The sequence below is a fragment of the Chenggangzhangella methanolivorans genome, from assembly GCF_019797865.1.
In the GTDB taxonomy this organism is placed as follows: Bacteria; Pseudomonadota; Alphaproteobacteria; order Rhizobiales; family Methylopilaceae; genus Methylopila; species Methylopila methanolivorans.
The window spans coordinates 4740957-4757038 of sequence record NZ_CP081869.1 but is presented as its reverse complement, the minus strand read 5'-3'; the positions used below and the strand labels follow the sequence as shown (position 1 = coordinate 4757038).

The 16082-nt window shown below is 70.0% G+C and carries 15 protein-coding genes, 1 tRNA gene and 2 pseudogenes; 7 read left to right on the top strand and 11 right to left on the bottom strand.

The annotated features are described in order from the left end of the window. Positions 1 to 2 precede the first annotated feature (2 nt). Positions 3 to 632, bottom strand: a pseudogene (locus K6K41_RS30835) (UDP-3-O-acyl-N-acetylglucosamine deacetylase); the annotation flags it as partial. Positions 633 to 862: 230 nt separating this feature from the next. Between K6K41_RS30835 and K6K41_RS24960 the strand changes: the two are divergent. Then, positions 863 to 1363 (top strand): superoxide dismutase family protein, encoded by a 501-nt coding sequence (locus tag K6K41_RS24960; protein WP_261402751.1) that lies wholly within the window; start codon positions 863 to 865, stop codon positions 1361 to 1363. A gap of 3 nt (positions 1364 to 1366) precedes the next feature. Here K6K41_RS24960 and K6K41_RS24955 read toward each other — a convergent pair whose 3' ends face one another. From K6K41_RS24955 to K6K41_RS24945, 3 genes are all read right to left on the bottom strand, one after another. Continuing rightward, on the bottom strand, positions 1367 to 1618 hold the full coding sequence (locus K6K41_RS24955; protein ID WP_261402750.1) for a hypothetical protein: 252 nt from the start codon (positions 1616 to 1618) through the stop codon (positions 1367 to 1369). Between the two features lie 176 nt (positions 1619 to 1794). Beyond that, on the bottom strand, positions 1795 to 2547 hold the full coding sequence (locus K6K41_RS24950; RefSeq protein WP_378147818.1) for an RlmE family RNA methyltransferase: 753 nt from the start codon (positions 2545 to 2547) through the stop codon (positions 1795 to 1797). Beyond that, positions 2544 to 3647, bottom strand: coding sequence for a Ppx/GppA phosphatase family protein (locus K6K41_RS24945; protein ID WP_261402749.1), 1104 nt, complete (start codon positions 3645 to 3647; stop codon positions 2544 to 2546). Before K6K41_RS24945 ends, K6K41_RS24950 begins: the two co-directional genes overlap by 4 nt. A gap of 305 nt (positions 3648 to 3952) precedes the next feature. Between K6K41_RS24945 and K6K41_RS24940 the strand changes: the two are divergent. The 3 genes and pseudogenes from K6K41_RS24940 to K6K41_RS24930 all read left to right on the top strand — a co-directional run bounded on the left by K6K41_RS24940 (position 3953) and on the right by K6K41_RS24930 (position 7978). Continuing rightward, positions 3953 to 5641 (top strand): annotated as a pseudogene (locus tag K6K41_RS24940) (L-lactate permease). Between the two features lie 206 nt (positions 5642 to 5847). Further along, positions 5848 to 5921, top strand: a tRNA-Gln gene (locus K6K41_RS24935). Between the two features lie 173 nt (positions 5922 to 6094). After that, positions 6095 to 7978: a site-specific integrase gene (locus K6K41_RS24930; RefSeq protein ID WP_261402748.1), complete on the top strand. Its 1884-nt coding sequence runs from the start codon at positions 6095 to 6097 to the stop codon at positions 7976 to 7978. Between the two features lie 422 nt (positions 7979 to 8400). Here K6K41_RS24930 and K6K41_RS24925 read toward each other — a convergent pair whose 3' ends face one another. The 7 genes from K6K41_RS24925 to K6K41_RS24895 all read right to left on the bottom strand — a co-directional run bounded on the left by K6K41_RS24925 (position 8401) and on the right by K6K41_RS24895 (position 13510). Then, positions 8401 to 8805: a hypothetical protein gene (locus K6K41_RS24925; protein WP_261402747.1), complete on the bottom strand. Its 405-nt coding sequence runs from the start codon at positions 8803 to 8805 to the stop codon at positions 8401 to 8403. Continuing rightward, on the bottom strand, positions 8805 to 9575 hold the full coding sequence (locus tag K6K41_RS24920; RefSeq protein WP_261402746.1) for a metallophosphoesterase: 771 nt from the start codon (positions 9573 to 9575) through the stop codon (positions 8805 to 8807). Before K6K41_RS24920 ends, K6K41_RS24925 begins: the two co-directional genes overlap by 1 nt. Then, positions 9575 to 9979 carry a hypothetical protein gene (locus K6K41_RS24915; RefSeq protein ID WP_261402745.1) on the bottom strand — a complete coding sequence of 135 codons (405 nt, stop codon included), beginning with the start codon at positions 9977 to 9979 and terminating at the stop codon, positions 9575 to 9577. Before K6K41_RS24915 ends, K6K41_RS24920 begins: the two co-directional genes overlap by 1 nt. Next, the gene (locus tag K6K41_RS24910) at positions 9979 to 10605 is read right to left on the bottom strand and encodes an AAA family ATPase (protein WP_261402744.1); all 627 of its coding nucleotides are present in this window, start codon (positions 10603 to 10605) and stop codon (positions 9979 to 9981) included. Before K6K41_RS24910 ends, K6K41_RS24915 begins: the two co-directional genes overlap by 1 nt. Positions 10606 to 10672: 67 nt before the next feature. Then, positions 10673 to 11641 carry a hypothetical protein gene (locus K6K41_RS24905; protein ID WP_261402743.1) on the bottom strand — a complete coding sequence of 323 codons (969 nt, stop codon included), beginning with the start codon at positions 11639 to 11641 and terminating at the stop codon, positions 10673 to 10675. Positions 11642 to 11716: 75 nt separating this feature from the next. Beyond that, on the bottom strand, positions 11717 to 12058 hold the full coding sequence (locus tag K6K41_RS24900; protein WP_261402742.1) for a hypothetical protein: 342 nt from the start codon (positions 12056 to 12058) through the stop codon (positions 11717 to 11719). A 189-nt stretch (positions 12059 to 12247) separates the two neighbouring features. After that, positions 12248 to 13510: a hypothetical protein gene (locus K6K41_RS24895; RefSeq protein ID WP_261402741.1), complete on the bottom strand. Its 1263-nt coding sequence runs from the start codon at positions 13508 to 13510 to the stop codon at positions 12248 to 12250. A gap of 193 nt (positions 13511 to 13703) precedes the next feature. On the opposite strand from K6K41_RS24895, the gene K6K41_RS24890 reads away from it, so the two are divergent. The 3 genes from K6K41_RS24890 to K6K41_RS24880 all read left to right on the top strand — a co-directional run bounded on the left by K6K41_RS24890 (position 13704) and on the right by K6K41_RS24880 (position 16066). Continuing rightward, the gene (locus K6K41_RS24890; RefSeq protein ID WP_261402740.1) at positions 13704 to 14267 is read left to right on the top strand and encodes a hypothetical protein; all 564 of its coding nucleotides are present in this window, start codon (positions 13704 to 13706) and stop codon (positions 14265 to 14267) included. Positions 14268 to 15344: 1077 nt separating this feature from the next. Next, positions 15345 to 15518, top strand: a complete 174-nt coding sequence (locus K6K41_RS24885; RefSeq protein ID WP_261402739.1) for a hypothetical protein — start codon at positions 15345 to 15347, stop codon at positions 15516 to 15518. Positions 15519 to 15829: 311 nt separating this feature from the next. Continuing rightward, on the top strand, positions 15830 to 16066 hold the full coding sequence (locus K6K41_RS24880) for a hypothetical protein (RefSeq protein WP_261402738.1): 237 nt from the start codon (positions 15830 to 15832) through the stop codon (positions 16064 to 16066). The last annotated feature ends 16 nt before the right edge of the window (positions 16067 to 16082 follow it).

Here is a 16082-nt window from a genome sequence, read left to right as displayed (position 1 = left end):
TGGCGCACCGGCTCGTCGGGAAAGCGCAGGCCGCCGATCGCGCTCTTGCCGACCAGCGCCGCGATGGTGTTCTGGCTCGCCCCGCGCAGCATCGGCTCGCGGCGGAACAGCCCGGCGATCCTGCCGACGATCGCCCAGCGCATGCGCCCGAACGAGCGCGAGACCGCGAGCTCCCGGTCGAAGGTCTCGGCGTCGATCCGCCCTTCCCACCGCATCTGCCCGAAGTTCGACAGGGTGATGCCCGAGCGCAGCTCGAAGGCGGGCGCGGGTTCTGCGGTCTGCTTCTTGTCCGCAGCCTGGTGGCGCACGCGCTTGACGACCCGCAGATAGCGGCGATCCCGCGCCTGCTCGACGCGGCCTGCGTCCCGGATGCGCGCGCACCACGGCTCGGCGCTGCCGTCGAAGATCGGCAGCTCCTCGCCCTCGATCTCGATCAGCGCATTGTCGATCTGATGGGCCGACAGCGCGGCGAGCAGGTGCTCGACGGTGCGAACCAGCGGTCCGTCGCCAAGCTGGAGCGCGGTGCAGAGCGGCCGCGAGCGCCGGTTGGTCCAGACCGCCGGCACGTCATGAGCCACGCCATTCAGGACGCGGCGGAAGACGCGGCCATGGCCCTCCGGCGCCGGCAGCACGCGCACTTCGAGACGCGGCCCGTGTGGAGGCCGATCCCTTCGCCCTCGAAGACCGCTCGAAGCGTCGCCTCCTTCAGGGGCCCGGGCGGAGGCGGCGGCTCGTCGCTCATGCCCGCCTCACGCCATCGCGAAGCGCGAGACGAACAGGCCGCGGAACCTCGGCGCGCTCCGATGCCTTCCCCATGGCGGGCGCGTCGCGTCCGGCCGCTTCACGACACGGGAAGATCGACATGACACGCACCATCGCCGCCGCGCTCCTCGTCGCCGCCCTGAGCCCGGCGGCCGCGCTCGCCGCAGATGCCTACGAGATCATGGGCAAGGACGGCAAGGCGATCGGCAGCCTCTCGCTCACCGAAGCGCCGTCCGGCGTGCTGATGGAGCTCGAGCTCCAGCCCAGCTCGATGGAGCCCGGCAAGCACGGCCTCCACTTCCACGAGACCGCCGACTGCTCCGACGTCGGCCAGTACAAGAAATCCGGCAGCCACGCCGGCCACGCCGAAGGCAAGCACGGCCTGCTTAACCCGAACGGCCCGGAGCCCGGCGACCTGCCGAACCTCGTCGTCGGCGCCGACGGCTCGGCCAAGGTCGAGCTCTTCACCGGCCTCATCAAGCTCGACGGGTTGAAGGACGCCAACGGCAGCGCGCTGATCATCCACGCCAAGGCCGACGACCACAAATCGCAGCCGATCGGCGGCGCCGGCGACCGCGTCGCCTGCGCGGCGATCAAGTGAGGCCTAGCCCTCGCGGATGAGCCGCGCCTCCTCCTCGCCCGCCTTGCAGCGGCGGGCGAGCGCCTGGCCGGACGCAGGATCGTCCAGCAGGCGCGTGAACTCCGCGTCCGAAATCTCGTAATGCGAGGGGCAGATCGAGTCGCCGTCGATCACGTCGACTGAGATGTAGCGCTTGCCCGTGACGCGCTCGATGCCGAGCGCGTAGTTCTCCTCCTCGGAGATCATCAGGTCGTCGAACTGGTAGGCCGCGCCCATGGCTGAACGTTCCGGTGACGAGGGCATTCTAGCGCGTCCAACGCGGGACGAAACTGCGCGCTTCGAGACGCCCGCTTTGCGGGCGCTTTGGCATGAGGAGCGTCGTGCATGTTCTAACAGCCCTCATGCTGAGGAGCTTGGCGTCCAGCCAAGCGTCTCGAAGCACGCAGTCCGCCTCAGCTCTCAGACCCGGAGCCCCGAAATCCCGTCGCCAGCACATAAAGCTCGGCGGAGTCCGCGCGGCTCGCGGGCGGCTTCACATGCTCGACCTTGGCGAAGTCGCGCTTGAGCGCGGCGAGCAGCTCGCCCTCGGTGCCGCCCTGGAACACCTTGGCCAGGAACGCTCCGCCCGGCGCCAGCACTTCGCTCGCAAACAGCGCCGCGGCCTCGACGAGGCCGATGATGCGCAGATGGTCGGTCTTGCGATGGCCGGTGGTGTTGGCGGCCATGTCCGACAGCACGAGGTCGGCCTGCCCGCCAAGCTTCTCCTTCAGGATGTCCGGCGCATTGTCGTCGAGAAAGTCGAGCTGCATGAAGTCGACGCCGGGGATCGGCTCGATCTCGAGAAGGTCGATCGCGATCACCTTGCCGCGCCCTTCCGTCGAACCGACGCGGTCTGCGGCGATCTGGCTCCAGCCGCCGGGGGCCGCGCCAAGGTCGACGACCCGCTGGTTGGGCTTCAACAGCCGCTTCTTGCCGTCGATCTCCAGCAGCTTGTAGGCCGCGCGCGAGCGGAACCCGTCGCGCTTGGCCGCCTGCACGTAGGGATCGTTGAGCTGGCGGTTGAGCCACTGGGTCGAGGCGTGGCTGCGCTTCTTGGCGGTGCGCACCCGCACCTCCAGTCCGCGCGACGCTCCGCCGCCCGCGCCCGGCCGCGCGCTTCCCGTTCCGGCGCCCTTGCCGCCGCCTTTTCCGCCCTGCCCGCTCACCCGCGCCGCCCGCGCCTGCGCGGCCCGCGGCGGCGCCAGACGCCGTCGGCGCGCATCAGCTCGACCAAAATTCCCTCGCGCAGGCCGCGATCGGCGACCCGCAGCCGCGCGACCGGAAAGGCGCGCCGGATCGCCTCGAGGATGGCGCAGCCGGCGAGCACGAGATCGGCGCGGTCCGGCCCGATGCAGGGGTTCTGGCAGCGCTGGTCGTAGGACATCTCGCGGAGGCTCTCGACGACGCGGGTGACGTCGGCGGTGGCCATCCACTGGCCGTCGACGAGACGCCGCTCGTAGCGCGGCAGGCCGAGATGGACGCCGGCGATCGTCGTCACCGTGCCCGACGTGCCGAGGAAATGGATGTCGCTGAGCGAGGCCGCGAGCGTCTCGCGCTCCGGGAAGGCGTCGAGCATCCGCTCGACCTCCGCCACCATGTTCTCGAAGACTTGCGTGGTGACCTTCACGCCGCCGTGCCGTTCGGCCAGCGTCACGACGCCGACCGGGAGCGAGGCCCAGGAGCGCATCGAGAGCGCGCCCGACCCGCCGCCGCGCTTGCGCTCGAGCCAGACCACTTCCGAAGATCCGCCGCCGATGTCGAACAGGATGACGCCGCCGGCCGACGGATCGGCGAGCGAGGCGCAGCCGGCCGCCGCGAGCCGCGCCTCGGTCGCGCGGTCGATGATCTCGAGCTCGAGCCCTGTCTCCTCGCGCACGCGCTCGAGGAAGGCTTCGCCGTTGTCGGCCTGCCGGCACGCCTCCGTGGCGATCAGCCGGGCGCGCGAGACGCTGCGCGCCGCCATCTTGTCGCGGCAGATGGCGAGCGCCGACACCGCGCGGCCGATGGCGTCGTCGGACAGGCGTCCCGAATGCGCGAGCCCCTCGCCGAGCCGCACGATGCGCGAGAACGAATCGACCACGCGAAACCCGCGCTCGCGATCGGGCCGCGCGACCAGCAGGCGGCAATTGTTGGTGCCGAGGTCGAGCGCGGCGTAGGTGCGCGCAGGAGCCCTCTGATCCGGCTCGGCCCCCGCCGCGGATCGCCCCGGCGGGGGCGGCGCGGCCGCTGGGCCTGCGTCGCGAAGCGACGCGGTGGTTTCAGTCACGTGCGACCGTTCCTTCGACCGCCGCTCGGAACGCGCGCGCTAAGGGCGCAGATTCGGGGCGGTCCATGTGCTGTCTTCCCCATGACTGTAGCAGCGGCCGTCCCTGCCGCAAGCACGCGATGGCGGAGGCTTTGAGGCCGCGCGCCCGGAACGCCCTGAGATTTCCACCGAAAACCTACACGGAGGCGTGATCGTGCGGGGCGCTTGGGATACCATCGGGCCTTCGACAGCGCGCGCGGGGAGACGCCGCGCTGCCGGCGTTGAAAAAAGCGCGCCCATCCGAAGCGCGCAGGAGACACAAGCCCATGGTCTGGCAACAGGTCTACGACCCATTCGGGAATGCGGTGATATCGACGCTCGTCGCCGCCATTCCCATCGTCGTGCTGCTCGGCGGCATCGGCGTCCTGCACATGAAAGCGCACACGGCCGCCATCGCCGGCCTGATCGCGGCGCTCGCCATCGCGATCTTCGCCCACGCATGCCGGTCGACAAAGCGGGCATGACCGCGCTCTACGGCGCCGCCTTCGGCCTGCTGCCGATCGGCTGGATCATCCTCAACATCATCTTTCTCTACCAGCTGACGCAGGAGAAAGGCCTTTTCGTCGTCCTGCAGGACTCGATCGCCGGCATCACCGACGACCGCCGCCTGCAGCTGCTGCTGATCGCCTTCTGCTTCGGCGCCTTCTTCGAGGGCGCGGCGGGCTTCGGCACGCCGGTGGCGGTGACGGGCGCAATCCTCATCGGCCTCGGCTTCTCGCCGCTCGCGGCTTCCGGCCTGTCGCTCATCGCCAACACGGCCCCGGTCGCCTTCGGCGCGCTCGGCACGCCGGTGATCGCGCTGCAGTCGGTGACCGGACTTCCGCTCGAGGATCTCTCGGCGATGATCGGCCGCCAGCTGCCGTTCTTCTCGGTCATCGTGCCGTTCTGGCTTGTGGCCGCCTTCGCGGGCTTCCGCGGCATGTGGCAGGTGTGGCCGGCGATCCTCGTCGCGGGCGTCAGCTTCGCGGTGCCGCAGTTCCTGGTCTCGAACTATCACGGCCCCTGGCTCGTCGACGTCGTGGCCGCGGTGGTCTCGATCGGCGCGCTGACCTTCTTCCTGAAGTCCTGGAAGCCGCGCGAGGTCTGGGTCTCGGCCGACGGCTCGGCTCCGACCTCGGGCGCGGGCGCCGGCGGCGGCCATGTGGGCAAGACCCACGACCGCGCGCTCGTGATCCGCGCCTGGATCCCGTGGCTGATCCTCTCGGTGGTCGTGTTCCTCTGGGGCATCCAGAGCGTGAAGGCTCTGCTCGACAGCATCTCGCTGGTGCAGTTCGAGGTCGCCCATGTCCACAAGCTGATCGAGCGCGTGCCGCCGGTCGTCGCCAAGGCCTCGGCCGAGGGCGCGATCTACAAGCTCAACTGGCTGTCGGCCACCGGCTCCCGGCATCCTGCTGTCGGCGATCATCGCGGGCTTCGTGATGGGCTTCTCGCCGCTCCAGATGCTGAAGGTCTACTGGAAGACGCTGGTGCTGGTGCGCTACTCGCTCATCACCATCGCGGCGATGCTCGCGCTCGGCTTCGTCACCCGCTACTCGGGCGTCGACGCCACTCTGGGCCTGGCCTTCGCCAAGACCGGCTGGCTCTACCCGTTCTTCGGCGCGATGCTCGGCTGGCTGGGCGTGGCGCTGACGGGCTCCGACACCTCGTCCAACGTGCTGTTCGGCTCGCTCCAGAAGATCTCGGCCGAGCAGCTCGGCGTCTCCTCGACGCTGATGGCGGCCGCGAACTCCTCGGGCGGCGTGATGGGCAAGATGATCGACGCCCAGTCGATCGTCGTCGCCTCCACGGCGACGCGCTGGTACGGGCACGAGGGCGACATCCTGCGCTACGTGTTCTTCCACTCGATCGCGCTGGCGAGCCTCATGGGGCTTCTGGTGATGGCGCAGGCCTATATGTGGCCCTTCACCGAGATGGTGATCCATCCGCCCGCCGTGACGGCGCCCGCCGGCCACTAAGGGCCGCCGGAACGCCCCGAAAGACCGCGACGCCGCCTGGACCCCTCCGGGCGGCGTTTGCGTTTGTCCACGCAACTGTGAATTTGCGACGCCTGCCCTGCGCCGTCGCCCTTGCCCATCGCCCGCGAACCCGCTAGACGATGCGCCGCGACGCGAAGAACGCTTCGGCGGCCTTCGCCGGCGACTATCGCCGACCGCGCCCCTGCTGGGGGATAGTTTAACGGTAGAACCGCGGACTCTGACTCCGCTAGTCCTGGTTCGAATCCAGGTCCCCCAGCCACTTCCTTCCTAATCAACACCACTAAAAATCGTTCATAAATGAGGGATTTTGGCCTAGCGGCTAAAGATCCCGCAGGGCCGAGCCGTGCGCTCCTCGACCCCGGAAACCCCTCGACCCCACAGAGTGGCCTTGTTAGAGGCTTGTTAGAGACCCCGATCTCTAACGAGGCCGAAATGACCGAAAGCGCCGTGGTCACGCTCTCCCCCGCCTTGGTGAAGGAAGCCTTGGCCCTCGCGGCCTCGGGCTACGAGACGGGCGTGTGGATTCGGACCGACACCGGACGCACCGGACTGCAGGTCCGTGTCGAGGGCCGGAACGCCGTCTACATTCTGCGCTGCTCCAACAAGGGCAAGTCGCTCACTCGCACCCTCGGCCCCGTCCTCGCCGACCAGTCGAAGCTCCCTCCCGAGCAGCGCACGCCGGGCCTGCGCAATGTCTCGGAAGCGCGGCTCATGGCCCGCGAGGTCCGCGAGCGGTTCGTCGCCGGGCTGGACGTGAGCGACGCCTGGATCTCGGCGCGTCGGCTCGGTCAGGACGCGGCGACCGCCGACCGCACCGCGGCGACCGTCGAGCATGTCGCCGCCGGCTCGTGGACATACGAAGACCTCGTCGAGCGCTACGTCGCCCTCAAGACCCGCGAGCGCGTGACGAAGTCGGGCGAGGTCCGGCCACCCAAGAAGAAGTCCGAGTCCGACGTGCGCCGCTACATGACGTATCCGTCGACTGCTCATCTGCGCGGCCGCCTCGTGCGTGACCTGACCGTCGCCGACCTCGAGCGCGCTCGAGACGAGGCTTGGGCGACGGGAGCGACCGGGCCGCAGCGAAAGATCGTGGTCTACGTGCGCGGGGCTCTCACGTGGGCCATGAGGAAGCATGCCGCGGCATCAGGCCTGCATGGGGTCGCGCCGTGGTGGCTTGCGGTCGAGCATCTCGACGCTCCCACCAAAGCGCAGCGTGCGTCGGTGACCCGCTCAAAGGGTCCGCGACCTCTCGGCGCCCGCGACGCGGCCCGGCTGCTGTTCGTTGCCGAGAAACACAGGGTTGTCCCGGGCCGCGAGCAGTCGCACCCGACCGATGAGGTCGTGCTGGCCGCGCTGTGGTGGCTGGTCCTCGGCGTTCAGTGGAGCCATGCGTCGGCTGGTGTGGAGCGGGAGCATGTCTACCCGCCGGAGCCTGAGAGCCTGACGACGTGGTGGAACGTGGAGTTCGACCCGCTACTGACCAAGTCCGGGCGCTGGCACACGTTGAGCATCAGCCAGCGCGTCTACGACAAGACGATCGGCCGAGCGCTTGCCGCGCCCGACAGGCGGAAGGGTTCGCGCTACGTGTTCCCATCGACCACCAGCAAGGACCGCGGGCGGGACAGCCACACCGACCGTCCCCTCGGCGACAGCGCGCTCAACATCCTCATTGATCGCTTGCGGGGCAAGCGGGCTCTCGTCCGCGGTGGGATCAAGCTCCCCCCGTCGGGGATCGACCTGCTCGAGGGCATGCCCCCCGTCAGCCCGCACAAGCTGCGTTCGGCGCTCACGACCGAGCTTGCCGACCTCGCGCTTCCCGCGGGCGGAGCCACAGCGGTCCTCGATCACAAGGTCCCGGGCGACAAGGCCGACGAGGCGCATGTCGAGTCCGAGGTGACGAGGCGGCACTACAACAAGTCCGCGAAGGCTCGATTGAAGTATCTCACGCTAGAGGCGTGGGCCGACCGGGTGTTCGAGGAATACGAGGCGCTGCGCGCTGCCCAAGCCGAAAAGGATGCGATCGTTCAGGCGGGCATTAGGCGCCGGATGCTCCGCGACGGCCTGATCCAGAAAGGGACCGCGAAGGTCATGGCGGAGTCCAAGCCCATCCCCGTCGTCGAGTTGCCGGGTGATGTGACCATCGACATGCCTGTCGGCTGGCAAGAGGAGCAAGACCGCCATCGCGAGCAGCAGGAGGCCGAAGAGGCCCGCCGCGCCGAGGAAGAGAACGCGCGCGCCGCGGCGGAGCGAAAGCCGCTGTCGGAAGGGCTGAAGGCGTTACTGAAGACGCGGCCCGACGACCTGTCGGAGGACTAGGCGGCCCGCCACTCGTCCGATTCTTTGCAGGGGACGCACACCCGCTGCCCGGGGCCGGCCGACCACATGCCCCTGCCGCACATCAGGCACGGCCTCCGGCGCCCGGACGCCAAGGATTCACTCGCCGACGATCTCCCGCGAGTCCTCTGGGGCAGTCCCCGGGCCGTGGCGGCTCTCGCCACGCTGCTCTCCGTGCGGTCCATCTCCAAGCCGATCTCGACGGCGCTCGCGCCGTCGCCCCAGCGCCTGATCAGCGCCTCGATCTCCTCCGCCGTCTACGGCCGCCTGCTGGTCATCATCGTCTCCCCCGCCGAGGGGAGCATTGGTCCAAGACCTCGCCGGCGCGAGGCCGCCGGGCGGGATTCTGGCGATGACGCGCGCGACCGCGTCGCCCAGCGCAATGAACGTCGGCGGCAGCGGCCTCATTCGTCGTCCGCCTGGCTGCCCGACCACGGCGGCAGCCCACGGGCCGTGACCGCGTCGAAGAACTCGCCCAGCTCCATCCCGAGCGCATAGCGAGCGGTGCGGTCGCCGACCTCGCCCGCGGCGTATCGAGCCACGACCTCGTCGACTGGCGGGACGCGTGGGGCGGCCCGAAGCTCTGCCGCGACGTGGTCGTAGCGGCGAGCGAGGTCCTCGAGCGCGGGATCCCCTGCTGACCTCAGGTCAGCGGCCCAGCCGTCCACGTGGTGGAGGTCCTCGTGCCAGGGCCAGTAGTGCGGCGACCTCTTGAGCGCGTGCCCCTTCGGAAGCGCGAACGACGACTCCCAGTTGAGCTCCCTGAGATCGTCGATGACGTGCAGCATGTCGCGCTCGATGCCCGACATCATCCGACCTCGACCACGAGCGCCGGATCGAACTCCGCATTCTCCCTGCCGAAGCCCCGGGGGTTGGCAATGATCCGAGTGTCTCCGACGACGTAGTCGACGCTCGCGTGCATGTGGCCGTGGATCCAGAGGTCCGGCCTACCGGCCTCGATGAGGTCCGTCAGGTCGGAGGCGTAGGTCTCCGACGACACCGCGCCAGCGAAAGGCGCCGAGACGCTCCGCGGGTGCGGCGCGTGATGGGTGACGACGACCGTCGGGCCGTCGAAGGGAACAGCCAGCTCGCCCTCTAGGAAGGTCCTCGAGCGCTGGTGCCGCCGCCGCAGGACTTCGGCCTTCAGGCCGTGCCGGGCGTCGGCGCTGGTCCCGTCGGCCCAGCGCATGGCCCACGCCACGCTCTCGTCTCGCTCGCGCCCGGCTGCGGGTGCGTAGAGCGAGTAGTCGGTCCACAGGGTGCAGCCGAGGATTCGGACCCCGGCGACGACGCGGACCTCGTCCTCGAGCAGGTGGACAGGGCGGCCTCGGGCGGCGCGGAGACCGCCGAGCAGCGCCCAGTCGGTGCGATCACCCCACAGCTCGTGGTTCCCCATGACGTAGACGACGGGCATGTGCCTGCCGATGTGACGGGACAGCCAGCGAACTGCCGAGCGCGGCCGGCTGGCCACGTCCCCGGCGACGACGCACACGTCGGCGGCCGGAATCTCGGGGATGTCGTGCGGCTCGAGGGAGTAATGCTCGAGGTGCAGATCGGAGAGGACCCAGAGCCGCGCCATCAGCCCGTCCAGCCGTCATGATCGTCGCAGCGGGTCGCATACCAGCCGCCGGAGTTGCGCAGGCTCCCCGGCCGGCCGCACACGTCGCACGTCCGCTCCGAGGCTTCTTCGGCCCAGTCGACGATCTCGTCCACGCGCGGTCCGCCCGCGTGGTAGGCCCTCAAGGTCCCAAATTTCTCTTTGACCTGGCTGAACATCGTCCACTCCCGGTCCTCGGGAGCCAACAGCATGATCCGCTTGCACATTTCGCGGAGCAGGAACCGCCATCCCCCGAGGCATTCAAACCCGAAACCCGGGGCGAAAAGCTCAGGGAAGTCGGCCACCATCCGCTGGTGCCAGTCGTGGGAAAGCGCCAGCGAGCGCGCCACCTTCCTGTCGTCGGTTGTCATCACGGTCGCCTCCATCAGTTCGGGTTCGTCGTCGCGCGGCGGGCCGCAAGCAGCGCTTCGACGAAGCGGCGCAAGGTCCGCACGCTGCCGCTGTCGCCCCACGCCGCGGCGAGGGCCGAAAGCTCTTCGCCATCGAGGGGCGGAAGGAAGCGCTCGTCCTCGCCGCGCTCGTGCGCGATGTCCCTGAGGACCGACGCGGTCAGCACCGGGAGATGCTCGGCGGCCGGCCGGGGCAGCCGCAGGATCCTCAAGCGGTTCCTCAGCGGAGCCGGGATGCCGTCGAGGGTGTTGGCGGTGCAGATCCAGCTCACGCCGGAGAGGTCGACTTCCGCGTCGAGATACTGGTCCCTCCACGCCCGCGCCGTCAGCGGCTCGAGCAGGCTCAGCAGGCTGTCGTGCAGGGACCCGGCCGAGGACCTGCCTGCTTTCTCGATCTCGTCGACGACGAGCGCCGGGTTCGGAACGCGGTGCGCCGCGATCGTCGCGAGGGGCAGCGAGGGATAGGCGCTATACCAGCGCCGCGGGGACCCGGTGACCGCCTGGTCGTTGCACGTCCCCGCGTCGAGGGTGGCGACGGGCAGGTGCAGACGCTCGGCCACCCGGCGCGCCAGACGCGACTTGCCGCCTCCGGGGTCGCCCACGATGACGGCCGGCCGGATGCGGATGACCCGATCCTCCGCGAGGCCGTCCAGCAGGGCGTCGACGACCTCAACGGCGTGCGGGAACTCCTCGAGCAGGGAGGCGCGGACGTGGTCGAGGGCGTGGCCCCGGCGCGGCGCGAGATGCGCCCGAGGACCTGCTTGATGGAGGTCGGAAGGTCCTTCTTGACCAGCTCCGACACGGCGGTCTCGGCGACCACCACGACCGACCTCTCGGCCATCCGCTTGCGGATCTTGTCGACGGCGGAGGGTCCTGAAGGGCCTCGAGTTCGGACATGAGACCCTCGCCGAGGACGGGCTCCGGCTTCGAAGCGGCCTCGGCCTTCGCCTCGCGGGCCTCCTTCCGCGCAACGTCGTTGACGCCCTCCGCGTAGCCATCGGCCCACTGCTGCTGCCCGAGGCCGTGAAAGACGTTGACCGCGAAGCTCGTGGCCCGACGCTCGACCTCGGCTCGCCGATCGGTGAGGTCCTGGGGGACCTCGCGACCGATGACGGGATCGACTAGGCTCCCCCATGCGATCGCCCGGGAGGAGGCGTTGAAGAGGCGGATCTCGACCCGCTCGCGCTCGCTAAGCGCCGCCCCCTCGAGCGGGCGCTTCAACATGTCAACCAGCAGCCGCTCCAGTCCGCGCGCGATCCCGGCCCAGCCGGCCGCGACCTCGAGGACGGCGAGACGTTCGCCCGCGGCGGCGCAGGCGACGGCGAGGTTCCAGCGGTGACGGTGGGGCAGCCCGGCGATCGCGGCCTCGGCCCGCAGGCCCGGCATCGCAGCGAGGTCCGGCGGCTCGGCCTCGAAGATCGCGCTCTTGAGACCCTTGAGCGCCGGGATCACGTCGCCGCCGAGGTCGGAGGACCCCACCCACGAGTTCGGGTGCTTGAGCGAGGCGCCCGCGACGCCGCGGTTCCCCTCGCGGTAGGCGTTCTCGTCCACGCAGAAGTCGTGCAGGGCCTCGAGCGGATGGCGCTCGGCGGCGCGCTCGGCGAGGTCCTTCGGCAGTTCCGTAAGCGGCTCGGTCATGGGGTCCCCCTCGGCTCGGCGGTTCACGCCGGGCGCGGGGACCCGGCGGTCAGTCAGCGATGGTCGCTATGGCGGTCACGGGCGCGTCTCCGGGGACAGCGGCAACGGCGCCGGGCGCAAGAGCCGAACGAGGGTCCCGTTGGTGCAACGCGCCCAAGCGGGTCGCCCGGGCGCGCCCTCGCTCCAGCAGTCGACTTCCACGACGGTCACCAGGCCGAGGTCGCACAGCCCCACGATCGTCGGCGGGCCGCCCGCGGCCGCGAGCGACCACAGGTCGAGGCTGGGGGCGTCGGCCGGGACCTTGGGACGGTCGTCGTCCTCGGCGCGCGCGTCGGCGACGGCCATGGCCGCCTTGAGGGCGGCGAAGCCGGGAAGGCCCTTGTGGGCCGGATTCGGTCGTTCGGTGGGATATGCCATGTCGTCCCTCGATGCCCGCGGCCGCGTCAGCACGGCTCGCGTTTAAGCGCTTAAAATCAGCGGCTCTGGCTTATCGAGATAAGGGTCATGGCGGGTTGTCTCCGACGGGCGGCCGCAACGTAGCCGGCGGCCCGGTGGGGCGTCAATCGGGGGATTCTCGTGTCGGCCGGCGGGGTTAACGCCGGGCTCTCACGCGTCGAGGACCATCTCCGTCTCCTCGCCCGGGGCGTGGCTCACCGTCGTGGGCTTCGGCAAACGGACCGGACCGAAGGCCTTGCAAGGGCGAGCCTTGGTCTCGTGGACCGACTTCACCACCGCCCACGAGATCGAAGAGAACTTCTTGAGGTCGCCCTCGAAGTAGGCCTCGCTCCACTTCGTCAGCGTGGCCTTGGCCTTCTCCGACAGGCCGATGACCTTCATTCCCCAGCCGCGGCCCTCGACGATCCGGCGCGGGTCCTCCGCCATGGCGTCGTCGATGGCGTAGCTGAGCGGCCGACGGAGGCGGACGAAGGCCTTGCGCAGCGCCTCCGCGTCTCTCTCTGGAAGCTCCCGGAGGGCGAGCGAGAACACGGACTGCTCGGGATCGATGAGGTCGGGGACCATGTCCGGCGTGCAGTGCTTCGAAGCCACGTATTCCAGCATCGCGGAAGAGTGGGTACGGCGACGGTGGATCGCCTTGGCCTCCGGTGAGTCGTCGCTCTCGGCGGTCGCTGCGGCCGGCCGCACAGACATCAACTCCACCGAGGCCACGCCGGGATGCGCCCTCAACTCGGTCACCGCGGCCTTCGGTAGGGACTTCGTCGACAGGTCGTAGTGCAGGTCCTCGCCCTCGCCCGGCACGACGACGGTGACATGGACCGGGCGGCCTTCGGACCACGGCCAGGCGATGACGCGCTGCGCTGCCGCCGCGACATGCTCGTTGTCGTCGCCCTTCCGAGCCAGACGGATCGTGACGGCCTCGGCGATCTCCCATTCCCGGTCGAGCCTGACGATCGCCTCGCGGACGGCCTCTTCCCGGGCGACGCGGTTGGCCTGGGCGCCGTCGAGGTGCCTGCCCGTGTGCGCCGCGCCGCCGGCCCAGATCTCGAACGCCGCGTCCAGGCCGTCCTCCTCGATCGCGTCGAGCAGCTCCTGCCCGGCGAGGTCGGCCGGGGTCGCCTCCGGCAGGTCCTCGCGGAAGACGCCGAGGCGGGCCTCGTCGAGCGCGGCCCGCCAGCCGTGCGCGAGGTCGGCCGGCCGAACGTCGAGCGCCTTGGCGACGCGCAGGACCCAGCCGTCTTCCGGGATGAGGTCGCCGACGTGCGCCGGGTCGGCCCCGCCGAGGGCGTCGAGCGCGCGGGCGTTCTCGAAGATCGTGACCTGCTGCTCGTCGGCCCGGCGCTCGCGCTCGAAAGTCTCGAAGACGATGGCCGTGACCTTGCCGCGGGCGGCGGTCTCCTCGCGAAGCGTCACGCCGAAGCGGCGAACGTGCTGGTTGATCTCCGCGACCGACTTGTCGAGGACGCGCAGCTTGAAGGGGCCGTAGCCCTTGTAGTTCCATCCGAGGTCCTCGGCGAGGCGTTCCGGCGCGATGGACCAGGGGCGGCGCTTGTCCGCAGAGAACCCGGCGCGGCGGGCGAGCCGGGCGTAGAGCCGGGCGGTGAACTTGGACTTGAAGCGCGGCAGGGCCGCCAGCGAGGTAGGTCACCAACTCGGACTCGAAGAGGCGGCGGAGCTGAGACGGGAACGAGTAGACGACCTCCCGGCCGGCCGCGCCTTCGCGGGAAGACGGCAGGACCAGCGGGAGGACGCCCCACTCGCGGTAGGCGCGGCGGCGCACGTCGAATCGGACGCGAACCTCGAGCAGCCGCTCGAGCGTCGCCTCGATGTCGCGCCAGTCGTTCACGCCGAGGTAGGTCTGCAGGACGCGGCCGGACAGCACGTATTCGTCGTCGGCGAAGCGGCGCTCCCGGGCGACCGCCATCATGGCTTCGAACGCGGCGTGGTCGCGGGCCGTCAGGTCGCCGCCCTCGATCCTCATCCGCTCGACCATCACCGACGGCGACGGCGACGCGGGGTCCTGGCGGGCCAACTCGGCCGGGTCGGAGAGAGCCGCGGCGAGGTCGTCCGCACGGACCTCGGGCAGGTAGCGCCCGCCCGTCAGAGCCATCTCGAAGCCACGCTGCATGCTATCCCCCGGTCACCGATTACGTCCTCCCCGAGGACGTAATCGGATGGTGTGCGGCCGGCGGGAACGGATCAATTACGCCGACCCGTAAAAATGTGATCGGTCGCCGGAAAGGCTGGCCCTCTAGGGATTGGCGCGACCGATTACATTTTCACGGACCGATGCGATCGCGCGCCGCCGTGGATCCGTAATCGGTCGCCGACACAGGCCGTTGACCGACCGAGCGCGGTTGCCGGGCCGTCAACCGATGCCGTCCCGCCCTCGCATGGGCCTGGCGCGTCTCCATGGGCGGGCGCTGTCCGTGAAAGTGTAATCGGTCAGAGGCCTGATTCCGGCTCTTCCGGCTAAGAGACTCAAGGCCCCGTCAACAGAACTGAACTGTGGGTATTCTATCTAAGTAAGAAACTGGCGCACGCGACGCCTACGCGCGCCCGCGAGGGGCCGGGAGCGCGTCGGTGACCGAGCCTCCGGCTGCGCGGTCTCCGGTCGCCTCCGGCGCGATGGATCCTGGCTCCGCCCCATGCCGCGGCTGAGGTCCTGCGACGGCCCCGGGACAGGGAAGGGAAGGAAGAGCCGTGGGGGGATTTTTTTGGGTAAGGCCAGCGTCCCCGCATCGCGAGACAGTCCTGCCCGACCAGAGCCAGTCCTGACGATCGACCCCGACTGACCGAACAGGCGCCTCCGGCGCAAGGATTCGACAGAACCTGCAACGACTCGGAGAGACCGTGCGCCGGAGGCGGACAGGATCCGCCCCCGCCGTCCGCCGCCGACCCCGCGCCGCCGGCCCCGTCCCCTGAACCCGCTTCACGGCGTGCCGCTCGTTTCAGTTTTAAGCGCTTAAAACTTGCACCGTTCTCGCCAACGCCTCAGGCTCGTCTCAGCGGGCCGGCGGGGGCTGGCCGTGACTGGGGGATCCAAGATGACCGAGACCGACATGAAGGCGCTCGACCCCGCCGCGCTTTACTCGGCCTACCTCGAGCGCGCTCGGGAGCGCGGCGAGTATCACGCCCTGACCGACGAGCAGCGGGCCGCATATCACGACCGCAAGGCGCGGGAGTCCGGGAGCGCCGGAAGGCCTCCAAGGCGGCCGGCTCTCCGGAGCTGGTCACCTCCGAGATCATGGCGGCGCTGGCCAACGCCTCGGCTCGAATCCTGGCCGAGGGCGGCCCGGGGGCGGACATCGTTCGCGAGGTCGTCGCCGCACACTTCCCCGGCCGCGCCGCGGCGGCCTCTCATGTCGAGGCGCTGGCCCGGCTCGGCAAGCTGCGTCGTCGGCGACGCAAGACGACCTGACGCAAGTTGCGGAAAAGCGTTGCGGCCGCCGGGATCACTCGGCGGCCGTCGTCGCTTGCGAGGCCCGGCCGCATCCTCGCTCGTGTCTGGAGTGACAGGGGCAAGACCATGAGATCTGAGGGGAGGACGAGGAAGCGGACCGCGCCGAAGCCCGCCGGCCGAGGTCAAGGACGCCGAAGGACCCCGGCCATTCGGAGCGCCAGCGGGCCTACAGGGCGGCGCTCGAGGCGCTGTCCGAGCCGGAGGCCGACGACGTTGACAACGCGCTGCTGGCGGTCGTGCGCCGCCGGCTGGCGAAGATCGTCGAGGCCATGAAGGCCGAGGCCAAGGCGAACGCCGAGGCCGGCCGCGACAAGCGCCAGATGTCGGCGTCTACGGAACGCGACGTGACCTGGTCGAACCGCCTGATTCAGGACGTGGCCGACGAACTGGTGGTCCGCGGCTACGGCGAGGAGCCGTCGAAACGCCGGGCCGAGAACCGTCTGTTGGCGGGTGTTCGGAAGCCTCGCAGGAGGCCGTCTACAAGGGTCGTTTCCCCGCCGGCGTGAGGTCGCGTCGGGAGGC

Coding starts and splice junctions, on each gene's coding strand:
- K6K41_RS24960 (WP_261402751.1), top strand. CDS start 863: ATGACACGCACCATCGCCGCCGCGCTCCTCGTCGCCGCCCTGAGCCCG.
- K6K41_RS24955 (WP_261402750.1), bottom strand. CDS start 1,618: ATGGGCGCGGCCTACCAGTTCGACGACCTGATGATCTCCGAGGAGGAG.
- K6K41_RS24930 (WP_261402748.1), top strand. CDS start 6,095: ATGACCGAAAGCGCCGTGGTCACGCTCTCCCCCGCCTTGGTGAAGGAA.
- K6K41_RS24925 (WP_261402747.1), bottom strand. CDS start 8,805: ATGTCGGGCATCGAGCGCGACATGCTGCACGTCATCGACGATCTCAGG.
- K6K41_RS24920 (WP_261402746.1), bottom strand. CDS start 9,575: ATGGCGCGGCTCTGGGTCCTCTCCGATCTGCACCTCGAGCATTACTCC.
- K6K41_RS24915 (WP_261402745.1), bottom strand. CDS start 9,979: ATGGAGGCGACCGTGATGACAACCGACGACAGGAAGGTGGCGCGCTCG.
- K6K41_RS24905 (WP_261402743.1), bottom strand. CDS start 11,641: ATGACCGAGCCGCTTACGGAACTGCCGAAGGACCTCGCCGAGCGCGCC.
- K6K41_RS24900 (WP_261402742.1), bottom strand. CDS start 12,058: ATGGCATATCCCACCGAACGACCGAATCCGGCCCACAAGGGCCTTCCC.
- K6K41_RS24885 (WP_261402739.1), top strand. CDS start 15,345: ATGGCGGCGCTGGCCAACGCCTCGGCTCGAATCCTGGCCGAGGGCGGC.
- K6K41_RS24880 (WP_261402738.1), top strand. CDS start 15,830: ATGAAGGCCGAGGCCAAGGCGAACGCCGAGGCCGGCCGCGACAAGCGC.